Source organism: Halorubrum sp. B52, assembly GCF_059752555.1.
In genome coordinates, this window is sequence record NZ_MWTG01000007.1 from 121470 (window position 1) to 135424 (window position 13955).

The 13955-nt window shown below is 71.0% G+C and carries 12 protein-coding genes; 3 read left to right on the forward strand and 9 right to left on the reverse strand.

The features are described from left to right. Window positions 1-198: 198 nt before the first annotated feature. The 5 genes from B4V04_RS02110 to B4V04_RS02130 all read right to left on the reverse strand — a co-directional run bounded on the left by B4V04_RS02110 (window position 199) and on the right by B4V04_RS02130 (window position 5205). Window positions 199-1536 (reverse strand): glutamate-5-semialdehyde dehydrogenase, encoded by a 1338-nt coding sequence (locus B4V04_RS02110; RefSeq protein WP_498228752.1) that lies wholly within the window; start codon window positions 1534-1536, stop codon window positions 199-201. Then, a complete protein-coding gene (proB, locus tag B4V04_RS02115) occupies window positions 1529-2419 on the reverse strand; it encodes a glutamate 5-kinase (protein WP_498228754.1) in 891 nt (296 codons plus the stop codon). The genes B4V04_RS02110 and proB overlap by 8 nt, the downstream gene beginning before the upstream one ends. Then, entirely contained in the window at window positions 2409-3185 is a 777-nt protein-coding gene (gene proC / locus B4V04_RS02120; protein ID WP_498228756.1) for a pyrroline-5-carboxylate reductase, read from the reverse strand. Before proC ends, proB begins: the two co-directional genes overlap by 11 nt. 96 nt (window positions 3186-3281) lie before the next feature. Then, a complete protein-coding gene (locus B4V04_RS02125) occupies window positions 3282-4277 on the reverse strand; it encodes a glycosyltransferase family 4 protein (protein WP_498228757.1) in 996 nt (331 codons plus the stop codon). A gap of 49 nt (window positions 4278-4326) precedes the next feature. Next, window positions 4327-5205, reverse strand: coding sequence for a hypothetical protein (locus tag B4V04_RS02130; protein WP_498228759.1), 879 nt, complete (start codon window positions 5203-5205; stop codon window positions 4327-4329). A 145-nt stretch (window positions 5206-5350) separates the two neighbouring features. On the opposite strand from B4V04_RS02130, the gene B4V04_RS02135 reads away from it, so the two are divergent. Next, window positions 5351-6364, forward strand: coding sequence for a lysylphosphatidylglycerol synthase transmembrane domain-containing protein (locus tag B4V04_RS02135; RefSeq protein WP_498228760.1), 1014 nt, complete (start codon window positions 5351-5353; stop codon window positions 6362-6364). Window positions 6365-6405: 41 nt separating this feature from the next. Here B4V04_RS02135 and B4V04_RS02140 read toward each other — a convergent pair whose 3' ends face one another. The 3 genes from B4V04_RS02140 to B4V04_RS02150 all read right to left on the reverse strand — a co-directional run bounded on the left by B4V04_RS02140 (window position 6406) and on the right by B4V04_RS02150 (window position 9844). Further along, window positions 6406-7074, reverse strand: a complete 669-nt coding sequence (locus tag B4V04_RS02140) for a type 1 glutamine amidotransferase (RefSeq protein WP_498228762.1) — start codon at window positions 7072-7074, stop codon at window positions 6406-6408. An 85-nt stretch (window positions 7075-7159) separates the two neighbouring features. Beyond that, complete coding sequence (locus B4V04_RS02145; RefSeq protein WP_498228764.1) at window positions 7160-8809, reverse strand: DUF2070 family protein; 1650 nt, start codon at window positions 8807-8809, stop codon at window positions 7160-7162. Next, on the reverse strand, window positions 8810-9844 hold the full coding sequence (locus B4V04_RS02150) for a glycosyltransferase (protein ID WP_498228766.1): 1035 nt from the start codon (window positions 9842-9844) through the stop codon (window positions 8810-8812). It lies immediately after the preceding gene. 309 nt (window positions 9845-10153) lie between these two features. Here B4V04_RS02150 and B4V04_RS02155 point away from each other — a divergent pair, with 309 nt between their 5' ends. Continuing rightward, the gene (locus tag B4V04_RS02155; protein WP_498228768.1) at window positions 10154-11596 is read left to right on the forward strand and encodes an NAD(P)H-hydrate dehydratase; all 1443 of its coding nucleotides are present in this window, start codon (window positions 10154-10156) and stop codon (window positions 11594-11596) included. After that, window positions 11589-12131: a cyclic pyranopterin monophosphate synthase MoaC gene (gene moaC / locus B4V04_RS02160; RefSeq protein WP_498228770.1), complete on the forward strand. Its 543-nt coding sequence runs from the start codon at window positions 11589-11591 to the stop codon at window positions 12129-12131. Before B4V04_RS02155 ends, moaC begins: the two co-directional genes overlap by 8 nt. A 36-nt stretch (window positions 12132-12167) precedes the next feature. On the opposite strand, the gene B4V04_RS02165 is transcribed toward moaC, so the two are convergent. Continuing rightward, complete coding sequence (locus tag B4V04_RS02165) at window positions 12168-13889, reverse strand: formate--tetrahydrofolate ligase (RefSeq protein ID WP_498228772.1); 1722 nt, start codon at window positions 13887-13889, stop codon at window positions 12168-12170. Between the last annotated feature and the right edge of the window lie 66 nt (window positions 13890-13955).

Below are 13955 nucleotides of genomic sequence, written 5' to 3' on the forward strand. Positions count from 1 at the left end.
GCGCGCGTGGTAATGATTCCGGAGTTTACCCAAATTTTCGACCTTTCGAAAGCAACGATATTTCGTTCGAAACCCGCCAGATGTATCGTATGTCGCTATACGAAATTTGAGTCGAGCGGCGAAGCGAGCCACGCACAGGGAGAATCCGAACTGCCGGAATCCGAGGAAAACGAGTCGAGAGAACGGACGAGCGGAGACCTAGCGTCCGCCGAACTCCCACTCGGCGTCGAGCTCGCGGTGGGTGAACGGGAGCGCGTCCTCGCCGCTGTAGCTCGCGACGAGGTGGCCGTCGCCCTCCAGGTAGTACTTGTACGTCGTAAGCCCCTCCAGGCCGACCGGACCGCGCGCGTGGACCTTCCCGGTCGAGATGCCGACCTCGGCGCCGAGCCCGTAGCGGTAGCCGTCGGCGAAGCGGGTCGAGGCGTTGTGGAAGACGCTCGCGGCGTCGATACCGGTCATGAACGCGTCGGCGGCGGAGCGGTCCTCCGTGACGATGGACTCCGTGTGTTTGGAGCCGTGCGCGTTGACGTGCTCGACCGCCTCGTAGGTGTCGGCGACGAGCTTGATCGACAGCTCGAGGTCGCCGTACTCCGTGTCCCAGTCGTCGTCGGTCGCCGCGCTGACGTCGACGACCTCGCGGGTCGCGGCGTCGCCGCGGAGCTCGACGCCCGCCGCCTCGTAGCGCTCGACGAGGTCGGGGAGGAGGTCCGGCGCGACGGCCTCGTTCACGAGCAGCGTCTCGACCGCGTTACACACCGCCGGGTACTGGACCTTCGCGTCGAAGGCGACGTCGGCGGCCATCTCCAGGTCGGCGTCGTCGTCGACGTACACGTGACAGATCCCCTCCGTGTGGCCGAGCACAGGGATCTGCGTGTTGTCCTGGATGTAGGAGACGAACTCGGAGGAGCCGCGCGGCATCACCAGGTCGACCGCGTCGTCGCGCTCGAGAAGGCGGTCGACCTCCTCGTGGGCCTCGACGAGCCCCGCCCAGCCGTCGGGGAGGTCGGCGGTCGCCTCGCGGATCACGCGGTGGAGGACGCGGTTCGACTCGCTCGCCTCGCTGCCGCCCTTGAGGATGACGGCGTTGCCGGACTTTAGCGCGAGCGCCGCGATCTGGACGAGCGCGTCCGGCCGCGACTCGAAGACGGTCGCGACCACGCCGATCGGCACCGACACCCGGAACAGCTCCAGCCCCTCGTCGAGCTCGCGGGCCGCCAGCGTCCGGCCGAGGGGGTCGTCCTGCCCGGCGACGGACTCGACCATTCCGGCGATGTCCTCGAGCTTCGCGGCGTCGAGCTTCAGGCGGTCGACGAGCGCCTGCGTGTACTCGCCGTCCTCCAGCATCCCCTCGGCCGCCTCGACGTCCCGCGCGTTCGCGTCGAGGATCTCGGCCTCGTTCGCCCGGAGGGCGTCGGCGATCGACCGGAGCGCGTCGTTCCGGGTCGCCTCGTCGGCGTTGGCGAGCCGCAGGGCGGCCCGCTGGCTCTGCTCGACCAGTTCGTCCGTGTCGCGCTCGATCTCGGTCGTCTCACTCATTCGTCTCACCGGTCGTCGGCACGAATAGCGTGCCCGTCGGTTTAGCGGCTGCGATCCGCGCTAACACGTCTCGGGTGGCGGAGCCGGCGATGACGGCCGGAGTGCCGCTCTCGGCGACGTCGCGCGCGCCCTCGACCTTCGTCTGGATCCCGCCGAAGTCGGTGGCGGTGCTGTCGCCGACGAGTTCGCGGACGGCGTCGTAGTTCGTTCCGACGGCCTCGATGACCGTCGCGTCCGGGTCCCGCTTCGGGTTCCCGGTGTACACCCCGTCGACGTCGGTGAGCGTGACGAGGAGGTCGACGTCGAGCGCGATGGCGGCCGACGCCGACAGCATGTCGTTGTCGCCGATCCGGAGCTCGTCGGTCGCGACCGCGTCGTTCTCGTTGATGACGGGGACGACCCCCCACTCCAGCAGGGTCTCGACGGTGTTCGTGAAGTTGTCGAACCGCTCCGGCGCGTCGAGGTCGGCGCCGGTCACCAGGATCTGTGCGACCGGCTGTTCGTAGCGATCGAAGCTCTGCGTGTAGTGGCGCATCAGGAGGCTCTGGCCGACCGTCGACAGCGCCTGGCGCTCGTCGATCACGTCGCTTCCCCGGTCGATGTCGACGTCGACCGCGGCGCTCCCGCCGCCGTTTCCGAGCCGACCGATCCCGGCGCCGACGGCGCCCGAGGAGACGAGGACGACCTCCTTGCCCCGCCGCCGGAGGTCCATCACGTCGGCGACGAGCTTGTCGAGCTTCACGCGGTCGAGCCGCGAGTCCTCGTCGGTCAGGGAGTTGGTGCCGGCCTTCACCACCACGCGGTCGGCCTCGGCGGCCGCGGTCCGCGCGCGGTCGACGGCGTCGGCGTCCACGGCTCCGACCGCGGTCCCCTCACTCGTCATCGAACGCCTCGGCGAGCTCCCGCGAGCGCTCCTCGGCCGCCGCGACGGCGTCGATCACCGCCTCGTCGGCGTCGCTGTCCCAGAGGACCTCCATCCCCTCGATCGTCGTCCCGTTCGGCGAGCAGACGGCGTCGATGAGCTCGTCGACGCTCCGGTCGTCGCGGAGCACCGTCTCGGCCGCGCCCTTGAACGTCTGCGCGGCGAGCGTCTCCGCCTGTTCGGGCTCGAGCCCGCCGTCGATCCCGGCCCGCTTCACCGCGTCGATGAGGTAGAAGGCGAAGGCGGGGCCGCTCCCGTTGACCGCGGTCGAGACGTCCATCAGCGACTCGTCGACCTCGACGAACTCGCCGGCGTCGTCGAGCATCGCGCGGACCTCGTCGGTGAGGCCCTCGTTCGTCGCCGCCGCGGCCATGTCGCCGGTCTCGGCCGCGAGGTTGGGCATGATCCGGACGACCGTGGCGGGCGTTCGCTCGTCGACGTACCCGCGGGGGAGCCCCGCGGCGAGCGTCACGAGCTGCTGGTCGGCGGAGAGGTCGAGGTCCGCGAGGACGTGCTCGGCCACGTCCGGTTTCACGGCGAGGACCACGACGTCGGCGTCCTTCGCCGCGTCGACGTCGTCCGTCGTCTCGTCGGCGGCGTCCGCGACGGCGGCGAGGGCATCGGGATCGAGGTCGATCGCTGTCAGGTGATACGAACCGTTTCTCGCGAGGCCGCGCAACAGGGCACCCCCCATGTTCCCGCAGCCGATGACGCTCACGCGTGTCATGTTACCTGCAGGGAGTAGGTTCAGGGTCATACCAACTGCGGTTTGGACAAGACTACCGCCGGGGGAGAAAAACGCCCGACCGACGGCGGTCCGGCCTCAGACGAGCCGATCGTACAGCGAGCGGTACCGCTCCGCGATCGCGTCGAGCGAGAACGCCTCGCTGCGGGCGGCCGCGTTCGACCCGAGCCGCTCGCGGAGCGCGGGGTCTTCCAGCCGCCGGATCGCGTCCGCGAACGCCTCGGTCTCGGCGTCGTCGTCTGCGGGGTCGATTTTGAGGCAGTCCTCGCCGTCATCGAGCCACGAGAACGTCTCGATGTCGCGGACGACGACGGCCTTTCCGGCGGTCATCGCCTCCAGCAGCGCGATCCCCTCGTTCTCCTCGTGGGTCGGAAACAGGAACACGTCGCCCGCCGCGAACGCGCCGCGGACGTCGTCGACGAAGCCCGTGAACGTGCAGTTGTCGGGCGACTCCTCGATGAGTCGCGTCGTCTCGCGGCCCTTCAGGGACAGGTCGAGCGGCCCGAACCACGCGAAGTCGACGTCGGGGAGTTCGCGGGCGACCTCCACGAACGTCTCCAACCCCTTCCGCTTGATCACGTGGCCGACGAGGAAGACGGTGGGGGGCTCTAGGTCGTACCGCTCGCGGTACTCGTCTTCCAGCGACTCGAACCCCGCCAGCTTCTCGCGGTCGACGCCGTTCGAGATGACGGTCGTCGGGGCGTCGGCGTACCCCTCGATCACGCCGCGGTTGTACTCCGAGGGGCAGACGAGCGCGTCGGCGAGCCCGTACGCGCGACGCAGGTAGGGTCGGAGCGGTTTCGCGAGCGCGTTGGTGAACCGGAAGCTGTCGCCGAAGTCCTCGGCGGTGACGTGGGTGTGCGCCACCACCGGCACGCCGCGGTCGCGCGCCCGCTTCGCGTACCACGCCGAGCGCGGCCCCATCAGGTTGCAGTGGAGCACGTCGGCGTCGAGGGTCGGCTCGGTGGTGTACTCGATCCCGACTCGATCGAGCATCTTCCGCTGGTGGACGACCGACTCCTTGATGCCGCCCGTCACGTGGTCTTCGAACTCGAAGTAGTGGCTGACCTTCATCGCGGGGGCGCGGCGTGAGTCGCCGGGGCGACGCGTGTCCGGCCGGCGCTCACTTCACTTCCAGCCACGGGACCTCCATCAGCGGCGGGATGTGCGTCTCGATGTGGTGTTCCCACACGCCCTCCTCGCCGAACGCCTCGCCGTGGTCGGCGGTGACGACGACGGTCCCGTCGAGCTCGTCGACCAGCTCAGCGACCGATTCGAGGGCGATCCGGAGGTTCTCCTCGTAGAGGCGGAGCGCGGTGACGCGCGTGCCATCCTTCACGAGGTCGGCCGGGTCGAGCTCCAGCCACAGCCCCGCCTTCTGCGCGAACTCGCTGTCGTCCAACCGGCTCTCGATCTTCGGCCGGACCGAGTCGGTGAGCGAGGAGAGGAGCCCGCCGTCGTCCGCCGCCTCGGCGTCGCCGCTCTCGCCGGCCTCCTCTTCCTCCTGCCGTTTGATCCCCTTCTGGATCTGTTTGAGCTTCTGGCCCTTCCCGCGCGAGAGGTACGGGGCGTGCGGCTGCATGTAGTGGAGCACCGTCCGGTCGGCGCGCTCGACGGCCTCGGGGTTGTCCCTGAACGCCTCCGCGAGCCCCTCCGGCGGGACCGTACCGAGGTCGTCGTCCCACCCCGTCTTCCAGACGTCGTGGATGTCGCTGATGTGCTCGGAGGCGGTCCACTCGTAGTCGCAGCTCGCGCCCCACTTCAGCTCGTTCAGCGGGACGCCGAGGTCGTTGATGAAGGGATTCCCCGAGAAGTAGGCGATGTCGTGGTCGCCGGTGAACGTTCGGTAGGCCCACTCTGGCGTCGACGAGCCGACGCTCCAGCGCTTCTCGAGGTCGCCGTCGAGGTACTCGTCGTACACGTCCTCGAACACGTCGTACCGGCACGCGTCGAGGACCAGACAGTAATCCCACTCGGACTCGAGGAACCGCTGGTCGTCCATAGGTTGCGCTACCGTATCCGACCGATCGTTGTATTCCTGTTGATGCTCGCTCGCGGGACGTCCTCCGCGGACCGCCGGACCGAGGCGACGCGCGACCGACGGCCGCGATCAGACGTTTCAAGTTCGCCAGCGACGCAGGCAGCGTATGGACGGCAAGCGTCGACGCGGGCTGGTGATCGGCGGGATCGCGGCGGTCGCGATCCTCGCGGTGCTGTTCGCTGTCGTCGGGGCCGGCCGGGTGGTCGACACGCTGTTCGCGGCCGACCGCGGGCTGGTCGCGGTGACGTTCGCGCTCGCGCTCTGCTGGCTCCTCGCGTGGAGCCTCATGCTCAGGACGGTCCTCGGTTCGCTCGACGTCGACCTCCCGGTCGCGACGTCGTTCCTCGTGTACTCGGGCGCCGTCTTCGCGAACAACGTCACGCCCTTCGGACAGGCCGGCGGCGAGCCGGTCACCGCGGCACTCATCGCGAAGGTGTCCGGGTCGCGCTACGAGACGGGGCTCGTCGGCATCGCCAGCGTCGACGTGCTCAACGTCGTTCCCTCCATCTCGCTGGTCTTCCTCGGGGTCGGCGCGTACGCCGCCACCGCGGCCGTCGGCGAGCGGCTGGAGGTCGCCGTCGCGGTCGCCGTCGCGCTGATCGCGTCGATCGCGACCGCGATCGCGCTCGGCTGGCGGTACCGGCGGGCGATCGCCGACCGGTTCCCGGCCGCGGTGGGCGGGCTCCTCGGGCGGCTGAAACGGTTCGACGCCGCCGCGGTCGAGGAGACGCTCGCGACCCGCCTGCGGAACTTCTTCGAGGACATCGAGCGCGTGGGAACGAGCCCGCGCCGGCTCGCGGCCGCGGTCGGCCTCTCGCTGGCGGGGTGGACGCTGCAGTCGGTCGCGCTCGCGGTCGCGTTCGCCGCCGTCGGTAGCCCGATCGCGCCGGAGGTCGCGCTGTTCGCGGTCCCGCTCGCGTACGTCGCGGGCGCCACGCCCCTCCCCGGCGGACTCGGCGGGATCGAGGCGGCCTTCGTCGCGCTGCTCGTCCCGACCACGGGCGTCGCCGCGGCGACCGTCACCGCCGCCGTACTCGTGTTCCGCGGCGCCGTCTACTGGCTCCCGACGCTGATCGGCGGGCTCTCCGTCTCGGCGCTCGGGATCGACGCGGTGCGGTGAGCGCGGTCGGCGAGGAGTCGGGGCTTATGAAGGGCCGTCTCTCACGCCGTCGCGCCGCGGACGAGCGCTCGGAAGTTCTCGAAGATCCGCCCGGCGGCGACGTCGTCGAACGAGTGTCGACCCGGGTCCCAGTCGAACTCCTCGAGGAGTCGGTCGCGGTGCGCCGCGGTGATCTCCGGGTGGAACTGGACCGTCCACAGCGGCGCCGTCCGGTGGCGAGTGCCGAACGCGGCGGCGTGGTCGGCCGACGCGATCACCTCCATCCCCTCGCCGAGCTCCGTCACGGCGTCGCCGTGTAACGAGACGACGACCGGGTCGACGCCGTCGAACAGCGGGTCGTCGGTGAGCGTCGCGTCCACGAGCCCCGCCGTCGTCCCGACGCGCTCGACGGTACCGCCGAGCGCCGAATTGGCCACCTGATGCCCGAAGCAGACGCCGAGCGTCGGGATCTCCCGCTCGACGAGCTCGCGGACGAGCGCCTCCTGCTCGGCGATCCACGGTCGGCTCTCGGCCTCGTAGACGGCGGCCGTGCTCCCGGTCAGGACGACGCCGGCCGCCTCGTCGAGGGGGATTCGATCGCCCGCGACGAAGTCCGCCTCCTCGGCGGTCGGGAACGCCGCCGCCAGCGCGTCGCAGTGGTACTCGCAGTCGGCGTCGACCTCGTTTCGGACGACGTACAGTCCCGACGACCCCGCGGTGGCTGTTGTCACACGGTCGCGTTCGCCGGCGACCCGCCTTACTGTTTCGGCTCTCCGAACGGCCGATCGCCGCGACGTCGACCCGCTGAGCCCCCGCTCAGAAGAACAGCCACAACACGAGCAGCACGTACAGCGCCAACAGGGCGATCACCGTCAGCCGGATGAGGATGTTGACGCTGAACACGAGCCCGTTGTAGTCGTTCTTGAGGAGCTCGACCGGCTCCGTCCTCCGGCTTTCGAGCCCGATCGTCGCCGGTGAAACGTCGTCGACCGCGCGTTCGATCCCGGCCTCCAACGCCTCGACGTTCGACCGGGTCTTGTTCGCGAGCTCGTGGATGGACGCGTGCGTGTCGGTCGAAAAGACGAGCACCTCGTCGAACTCGCCGCGGTAGCTCGCCGCCAGCTCCCGGATGTCCGGCGTGACGCCGTTCGTGTCGATCCCCATCGTGAGCACGTCCTGCCCGTCGACGGACTCGACGATAGCGACCATGTCCCGGTCGTCGCGCACGACCGAGAACCCGGCCGCGTACTCGTCGAGCGGCTCCTCGGCGAGCCGCTCGCGGAAGTCGTCGAAGTGGCGTTTCAGGCGGTCGGCCTCGCTGGAGCCGTACTGCACCTCCTTCGTCGGCCCGTCCTGGATGTCGTGTTTGTGGAGGTCGACCAAGAGGAGCTCGGACTCGTCGACGTCGCGCATGAACACCCCGGTGTCGTAGTCGTCGATCCCCTCGCTGTGGAGGTAGACGACCAGCTCGTCGCCGATCCGGCGACCGTAAAACTCGATCTCGCCGTAGTCCTCGTGGACGAGTCGGGAGGCGCGGCCCGCGCCGTCGGGGTCGCCGACCGCGTCGAGGATCTTCTCGGCGTCGGTCGGGTTCGAGAGGTCCTCCTTGTGCGTGCAGGGGACGTGGAGAAAGAAGCCGCGGTCGTCGCCCTCGTTCAGCGCGTCGATGAGGTTCCCGCTGAGCTGGCCGCCGCCGAACCCGCCCAGCGGTCCCGGGTGGACCCACGGGGCGGCGAGCGTCAGCCGGCGTCCGTTGTCGACCGCGAGGGTCTGGACGGCGGGCTCGGCCTCGACGCCGAGGTCCAGCGACTCGCGGTCGTTCCGGAGGATCCCCGACGTGAGCGCGAACGCGGAGACGTCCGTGTTGCTCCGGATGAGGTAGTCGACCAGCGCGAGCACCGACACGAGGAACGCGGCCGCGATCAGAAGCGACGCGAACGCGAACACGTGCCGGTACGTCGAGAAGCCGAGGTCCGCGCCCGCGAACGCGTAGAAGGCCGCGATCAGCGCCGCCGGCTCGGCCAGCGACACGAGGAGGATCCGCTTGTAGCGGTCGATCCCCGTCGAGACGACGAGCGCGAGGATGTTGATCAGGTAGATCGTGATGAAGAGGAGCCAGACGATACTCCACACGTTCCCGACGTCGTTGGCGCCGGAGAGCACCAGCGAGTAGACGAACAGGACGAACTGGTTGACCAAGGCGAGAAAGTAGCTCCACGACCGGGGGTAGTTCGGAAGCAGCCGGTGGAACAGCTCGCCGGCGAACAGGAACGGGAGCAGAAAGAGGAGCACCGCGACCGGCAGGACGCTGGACGGCTCCGGGGAGAGCGGCGTGAACGCCGAGAAGGCGACGAACGCGAGGAGGCTGTAGACGCCGCTGAGCGCGACGAGCGCCGGGAGCTGCGCCTTCAGCGGCGGGACGCTGAACACCAGCCGCTGGAAGACGTCGACGTTGTCCGCCCCCATCTACGACGACACCCCGTAGATCGACTCCAGTTCGTCGATCGTGCGCGTCACGGAGAAGGCCTCGACCGCCTCGCGGGTCCGGCGGTCGCCGTCGAGGCAGTCCCTGACCGCGCGCTCCATGTCGTCGAGGTCGCCGTACGCGAACCGGGCACCGTTGGCCTCGCCGATGGTCTCGTCGAACGGGGAGACGTCGGCCGCGGCGACCGGCGTCCCGCAGGCGTTCGCCTCCAGCGTCGAGAGGCCGAGGGTGTCACAGGTCGAGGCGGTGACGAAGGCGTCGAGCGCGGAGTAGAACCCCGGCAGGTCCTCGCGCGGGAGGAAGTCGCGGAACCGGACGTTCTCCGGGGCGTCGCGCTCGAGGTCGCCCCGCACCGGTCCCTCGCCGACGAGCTCGAAGCGCGCGTCCGGCATCCGCTCGGCCAGCCGGAGGACCTCGTCGACGTTCTTGTTCTGGGTCATCCGCCCGCTGTAGCCGACGGTCGGCTCGTCGCGCTCGAACCGCGACCCCTCGACGGGACGGAACGTGTCCATCTCGATACCGACCGGGAGCTTTCGCGGGGCCACGTCGCGGCGGATCCGCGACGTCGACGCGGTGACGCAGTCGAACGAGCGGAGGAACCGGTTCTCGTAGGCGACGTAGAGGCGGCCGGCGACGTCGGAGAGCGACTCCAGCTTGAGCCCCTGCACGAAGTAGTCCTCGACCGGCGTGTGATGGGTGTAGACGGACTTCACGCCGCGCTTCTTCGCGTAGCGACGCCCCATCAGTCCGGTCGACGCGGGGCCGTGGCAGTGGACCACGTCGAGGTCGGGGAGCGTGGAGAGCCGACGGTAGAGCGGGACGCGGTACTGGCGGTAGAAGGGGTTCGGCAGCGACCGCACGGGGATCTCTCGCTCGTCCGGCGCGTGATCGCTCGCCGGGTAGACGACGTACACGTCGTGGCCCCGGTCCTCCAGGCGATCGCGCCACGCGCGGATCGTGTAGGTGACGCCGTCGATGCCGGGGAAGTAGCTGTCCGTGAAGAATCCGATGTTCATACGAGGGTCCGTCGTTCGCGTGTCGTCCGCCGGAGACCGCTCTGGAGAGGGGTGCGGACGACGTTCTGACGAGCCGATCCGCCGACCGCCGCGTCCGCGGCGGACGGGAGCCGGTCGGGCCGCGTCGGCGCGTCGGGATGTGCAGCGGGTCGCACGGGTTCTGTCTCCCGGATTCCCCTCCGAAAAGCTTCAACATTTTCATTCCGGGCGCGAGCCCCGGTCGCCGGGGACGCGTCGGCGGGTCTCGGGCGGCCGTCCCCCCCTCGCCGCGACCCCACGCTTAATCCGACGGGGCGCGGATCCGGAGACATGATACCGACCGAACGCATGGCCGCGGTCGACGCCAACGCCGACGCCCTCGGCGTGCCGCGCAAGCAGCTGATGGAGTCCTCCGGCAACGCCGTCGCCCGCGAGGTGCGCGCGGTCGCCGACCCGGGGGCCGCCGTCGCGCTGCTCTGCGGGCGCGGGAACAACGGGGGCGACGCGTTCGTCGCCGCGCGGTTCCTCTCCGCGTACGACGTGACGGTCCACCTGCTCGGCCGCCCGGAGTCGATCCGGACCGACATCGCGCGGGAGAACTGGGAGGCGCTCGGCGCGGCCGAGATTCCGACCGAGGTCGTCGCCGACTCGGCCGACCTGGCGCTCGGCGACCCCGACGTGGTCGTCGACGCGATGCTCGGCACGGGGGTTACCGGTGCGCTCCGAGAGCCCGAGCGGACGGCGGCTCGGCTGGCGAACGAGAGCGACGCGACGGTCGTCGCCGTCGACGTCCCCTCCGGGATCGACGCCGACACCGGGGAGCCGACCGGATCCGAGTCGGACCCGTTCGTCGACGCCGACCGGATCGTCACCTTCCACGACGAGAAGCCGGGGCTCGGGTCGCTCGACGCCGCGGTGACGGTCGCGGACATCGGGATCCCGGCGGCCGCGGAGCGGTACACCGGCCCCGGCGACCTGCTCGCGCTCGGCCGCGACCCGGAGTCGCACAAGGGGGAGAACGGCGAGGTGCTCGTCGTCGGCGGCGGCCCCTACACCGGCGCGCCGTCGCTGGCCGCGCGGGCCGCGCTCCGAGCCGGCGCCGACCTCGTGCGCGTCGCCTGCCCGGAGACGGTCGCGCGAGAGGTGCAGGGGTACTCGGCCGACCTGATCGTCCGCGGGCTCCCCGGCGACCGGCTCGGCCCGGGCCACGTCGACCGCGTCGCGGAGCTGGCGGCCGGCAACGACGTCGTCGTGCTCGGGCCGGGGCTGGGGCGCGGCGACCGCGCGAGCGAGTTCGTCCGCGAGTTCCTCGCCGCGTACGACGGCCGGGCCGTGGTCGACGCCGACGCGCTCCGCGTCGTCCCCGAGGTCGACACCGACGCGACGCTGATCTGCACGCCGCACCAGGGCGAGCTCGTCGGGATGGGCGGCGAGACCGCGTCGGACCCTGACGAGCGCGCGGCGCTCGTGCGCTCGTTCGCCGCCGACCTCGGCCACACGCTGCTCGTGAAGGGCGCGGTCGACGTCGTCAGCGACGGCGACGCGGTGCGGCTGAACCGGACGGGGAACCCGGGGATGACCGTCGGCGGGACCGGCGACGTGCTCGCCGGGGGCGTCGGCGCCCTGGCGGCCGTCCTCGACCCGTTCCGGGCGGCCGCGATCGGGGCGTACGTCAACGGGCGGGCCGGCGACGCCGCGGCCGCCGAGTTCGGAAACGGCCTCGCGGCGACGGACTTACCCGACCGGCTTCCCGAGGCGATGCGTGATGAGTGACGAGCGCGAGGCGGCGGAATCGGCGGACGACGTGACCGCGGGTGACGCCGCGGACGAGCTGACCCACACCGACGCGTCCGGCGAAGTCCGGATGGTCGACGTCGGCGCGAAGCCGGACACGAGCCGGCGCGCGGTCGCGCGCGGCGAGATACGGCTGACGCCCTCGACGATCGCGGCCGTCGAGGCCGACGAGGTCGGGAAGGGGGACGTGCTCGCGACCGCCCGGATCGGCGCCGTGCAGGCCGTCAAACACACCTGGGAGACGATCCCGATGTGCCACCAGATCCCGATCACGAACGTCGACACCGAGTTCGCCGTCGGCGACGACCGGATCGAGCTGACCGTCGCCGTCGAGACGACCGGGAAGACCGGCTGCGAAATGGAGGCGTTGGAGGGCGTCACCACCGGGCTCAACGTCGTCTGGGACATGGTGAAAGCGGCCGAGAAGGACGCGAACGGCGGCTACCCCGACACCCGCATCTCCGACGTCGAGGTCGTCGAGAAGGAGAAGCGGGCGCTCGACGGCGGCGACTGAACTCCCGGTACGGAGCCAGGGGGACGCGGCGGCGTCTCAGAACAGCCCGGTCACGTTCCCGTCGTCATCGACGTCGATCCCCTCCGCGGCCGGCTCGGCGGGGAGTCCCGGCATCGTCATCACGTCCGCCGTCTTGACGACGACGAAGCCGGCGCCGGCCGACGGCGACACCTCGCGAACGGTGAGCGTCCACCCCTCGGGCACGCCGGTCAGCGAGGCGTCGTCGGAGAGGGAGTACGGGGTCTTCGAGACGCAGACTGGGAGGTCGCCGTACCCCCACGCCTCGACCCGGTCGAGGTCATCGTCGGCGCCGTCGACGTACTCCACGCCGTCGGCGCCGTACACCTCGCGGGCGACCGTCTCGATCTTCTCCCGGACCGGCGCGTCGAGGTCGTACAGCGGCGCGAACGCCCCCGTCCCGGCGCGTTCGCGGACCAGCTCTGCGAGATCGAACGCCCCCTCGCCCCCGTCGCGGTGGGCCGTCGAGCGCGCGACCGGGACCCCCGCGTCGGCCAGCGTCGACTCCAGGGCCGCGAGCTCCGACTCCGCGTCGTCCGGGAAGACGTTGACCGCGACGACCGCGGGGATCCCGAACGACTCGACGATCTCGACGTGGCGCCGCACGTTGTCGACGCCCGCCCGGACGGCCTCGGGGTCGGTCGCGGCCAGCGCGTCGAAGTCGGTCGGCCACATCTCCAGCCCGTGGCGCTTGGCCCCGCGGACCGTCGCGACGACGACCGCGACGTCCGGCACGATCCCCTCGCGGGCGACGATGTGCGCGAACTTCTCCGCGCCGAGGTCCGCGCCGAAGCCGGCCTCGGTGACCAGGTAGTCGGCGAGCGAGGCGCCGACCCTGTCGGCCACGAGGGTGTTGGTCCCGTGCGCGATGTTGGCGAAGGGGCCGCCGTGGACCAGGGCGGGGACGCCCTCGACGGTCTGGACGAGGTTCGGGCGGAACGCGTCGCGTAACAGGGCCGCCGCGGCCCCCGTGACGCCGAGGTCGTCGGTGGTGACCGGGTCGCCGTCGGCGTCCTCCGCGAGGACGATCCGGCCGATCCGGGCCTTCAGATCGGGCAGGTCCGCCGCGAGCCCGAGGGCGGCCGTCAGCTCCGAGGCGGCGGTGATGACGAACTCGTCCTCCCGCGGGACGCCGCGGGCGGGACCGCCGAGCCCCACGACGGTCTCGCGGAGCGCGCGGTCGTTGACGTCGAGCGCGCGGGGCCAGTCGACGCGGCGCACGTCGACCGCCGCGTCGTTCCCCTGGTGCAGGTGGTTGTCGAGCGCCGCGGCGATCAGGTTGTGCGCGGCCGTGAGCGCGTGGATGTCGCCGGTGAAGTGGAGGTTGATCGCCTCCATCGGGAGCACCTGCGAGCGCCCGCCGCCCGCGGCGCCGCCCTTGACCCCGAAGACGGGCCCGAGCGAGGGTTCTCGAACCGCGACCGCCGCGGACTCCCCCAGCCCCGCGAGCGCCTGGCCGAGCCCCACCGTCGTCACGGTCTTCCCCTCGCCCTTCGGCGTCGGCGTCATCCCGGTCACGAGCACGGTCGTCCCGTCGGCGGCGCCGGCGTCCGCGGTCGCCGAGCGCACCGCGTCGAGGGTGAGCTTCGCAATCCCGTCGCCACGGGGTTCGATGTCGTCGGCACGGAGCCCCAGATCGGCCGCGACCGCCTCGATCGGCCGGGGCTCCGCGGCGCGCGCGACCGCGAGGTCGGACACCGGTGCGTCGCCCGCGCCGTCCGCCGGGTTCGAGTGGTCCATACCGGAGCTTCCGTCGGGGCGCTTATCAGTCTTGGAGGAGTTCTCGACGCTTAAAAAAGCGGTCCG

Coding starts and splice junctions, on each gene's coding strand:
- B4V04_RS02110 (WP_498228752.1), bottom strand. CDS start 1,536: ATGAGTGAGACGACCGAGATCGAGCGCGACACGGACGAACTGGTCGAG.
- proB (WP_498228754.1), bottom strand. CDS start 2,419: ATGACGAGTGAGGGGACCGCGGTCGGAGCCGTGGACGCCGACGCCGTC.
- proC (WP_498228756.1), bottom strand. CDS start 3,185: ATGACACGCGTGAGCGTCATCGGCTGCGGGAACATGGGGGGTGCCCTG.
- B4V04_RS02125 (WP_498228757.1), bottom strand. CDS start 4,277: ATGAAGGTCAGCCACTACTTCGAGTTCGAAGACCACGTGACGGGCGGC.
- B4V04_RS02130 (WP_498228759.1), bottom strand. CDS start 5,205: ATGGACGACCAGCGGTTCCTCGAGTCCGAGTGGGATTACTGTCTGGTC.
- B4V04_RS02135 (WP_498228760.1), top strand. CDS start 5,351: ATGGACGGCAAGCGTCGACGCGGGCTGGTGATCGGCGGGATCGCGGCG.
- B4V04_RS02145 (WP_498228764.1), bottom strand. CDS start 8,809: ATGGGGGCGGACAACGTCGACGTCTTCCAGCGGCTGGTGTTCAGCGTC.
- B4V04_RS02150 (WP_498228766.1), bottom strand. CDS start 9,844: ATGAACATCGGATTCTTCACGGACAGCTACTTCCCCGGCATCGACGGC.
- B4V04_RS02155 (WP_498228768.1), top strand. CDS start 10,154: ATGATACCGACCGAACGCATGGCCGCGGTCGACGCCAACGCCGACGCC.
- moaC (WP_498228770.1), top strand. CDS start 11,589: ATGAGTGACGAGCGCGAGGCGGCGGAATCGGCGGACGACGTGACCGCG.
- B4V04_RS02165 (WP_498228772.1), bottom strand. CDS start 13,889: ATGGACCACTCGAACCCGGCGGACGGCGCGGGCGACGCACCGGTGTCC.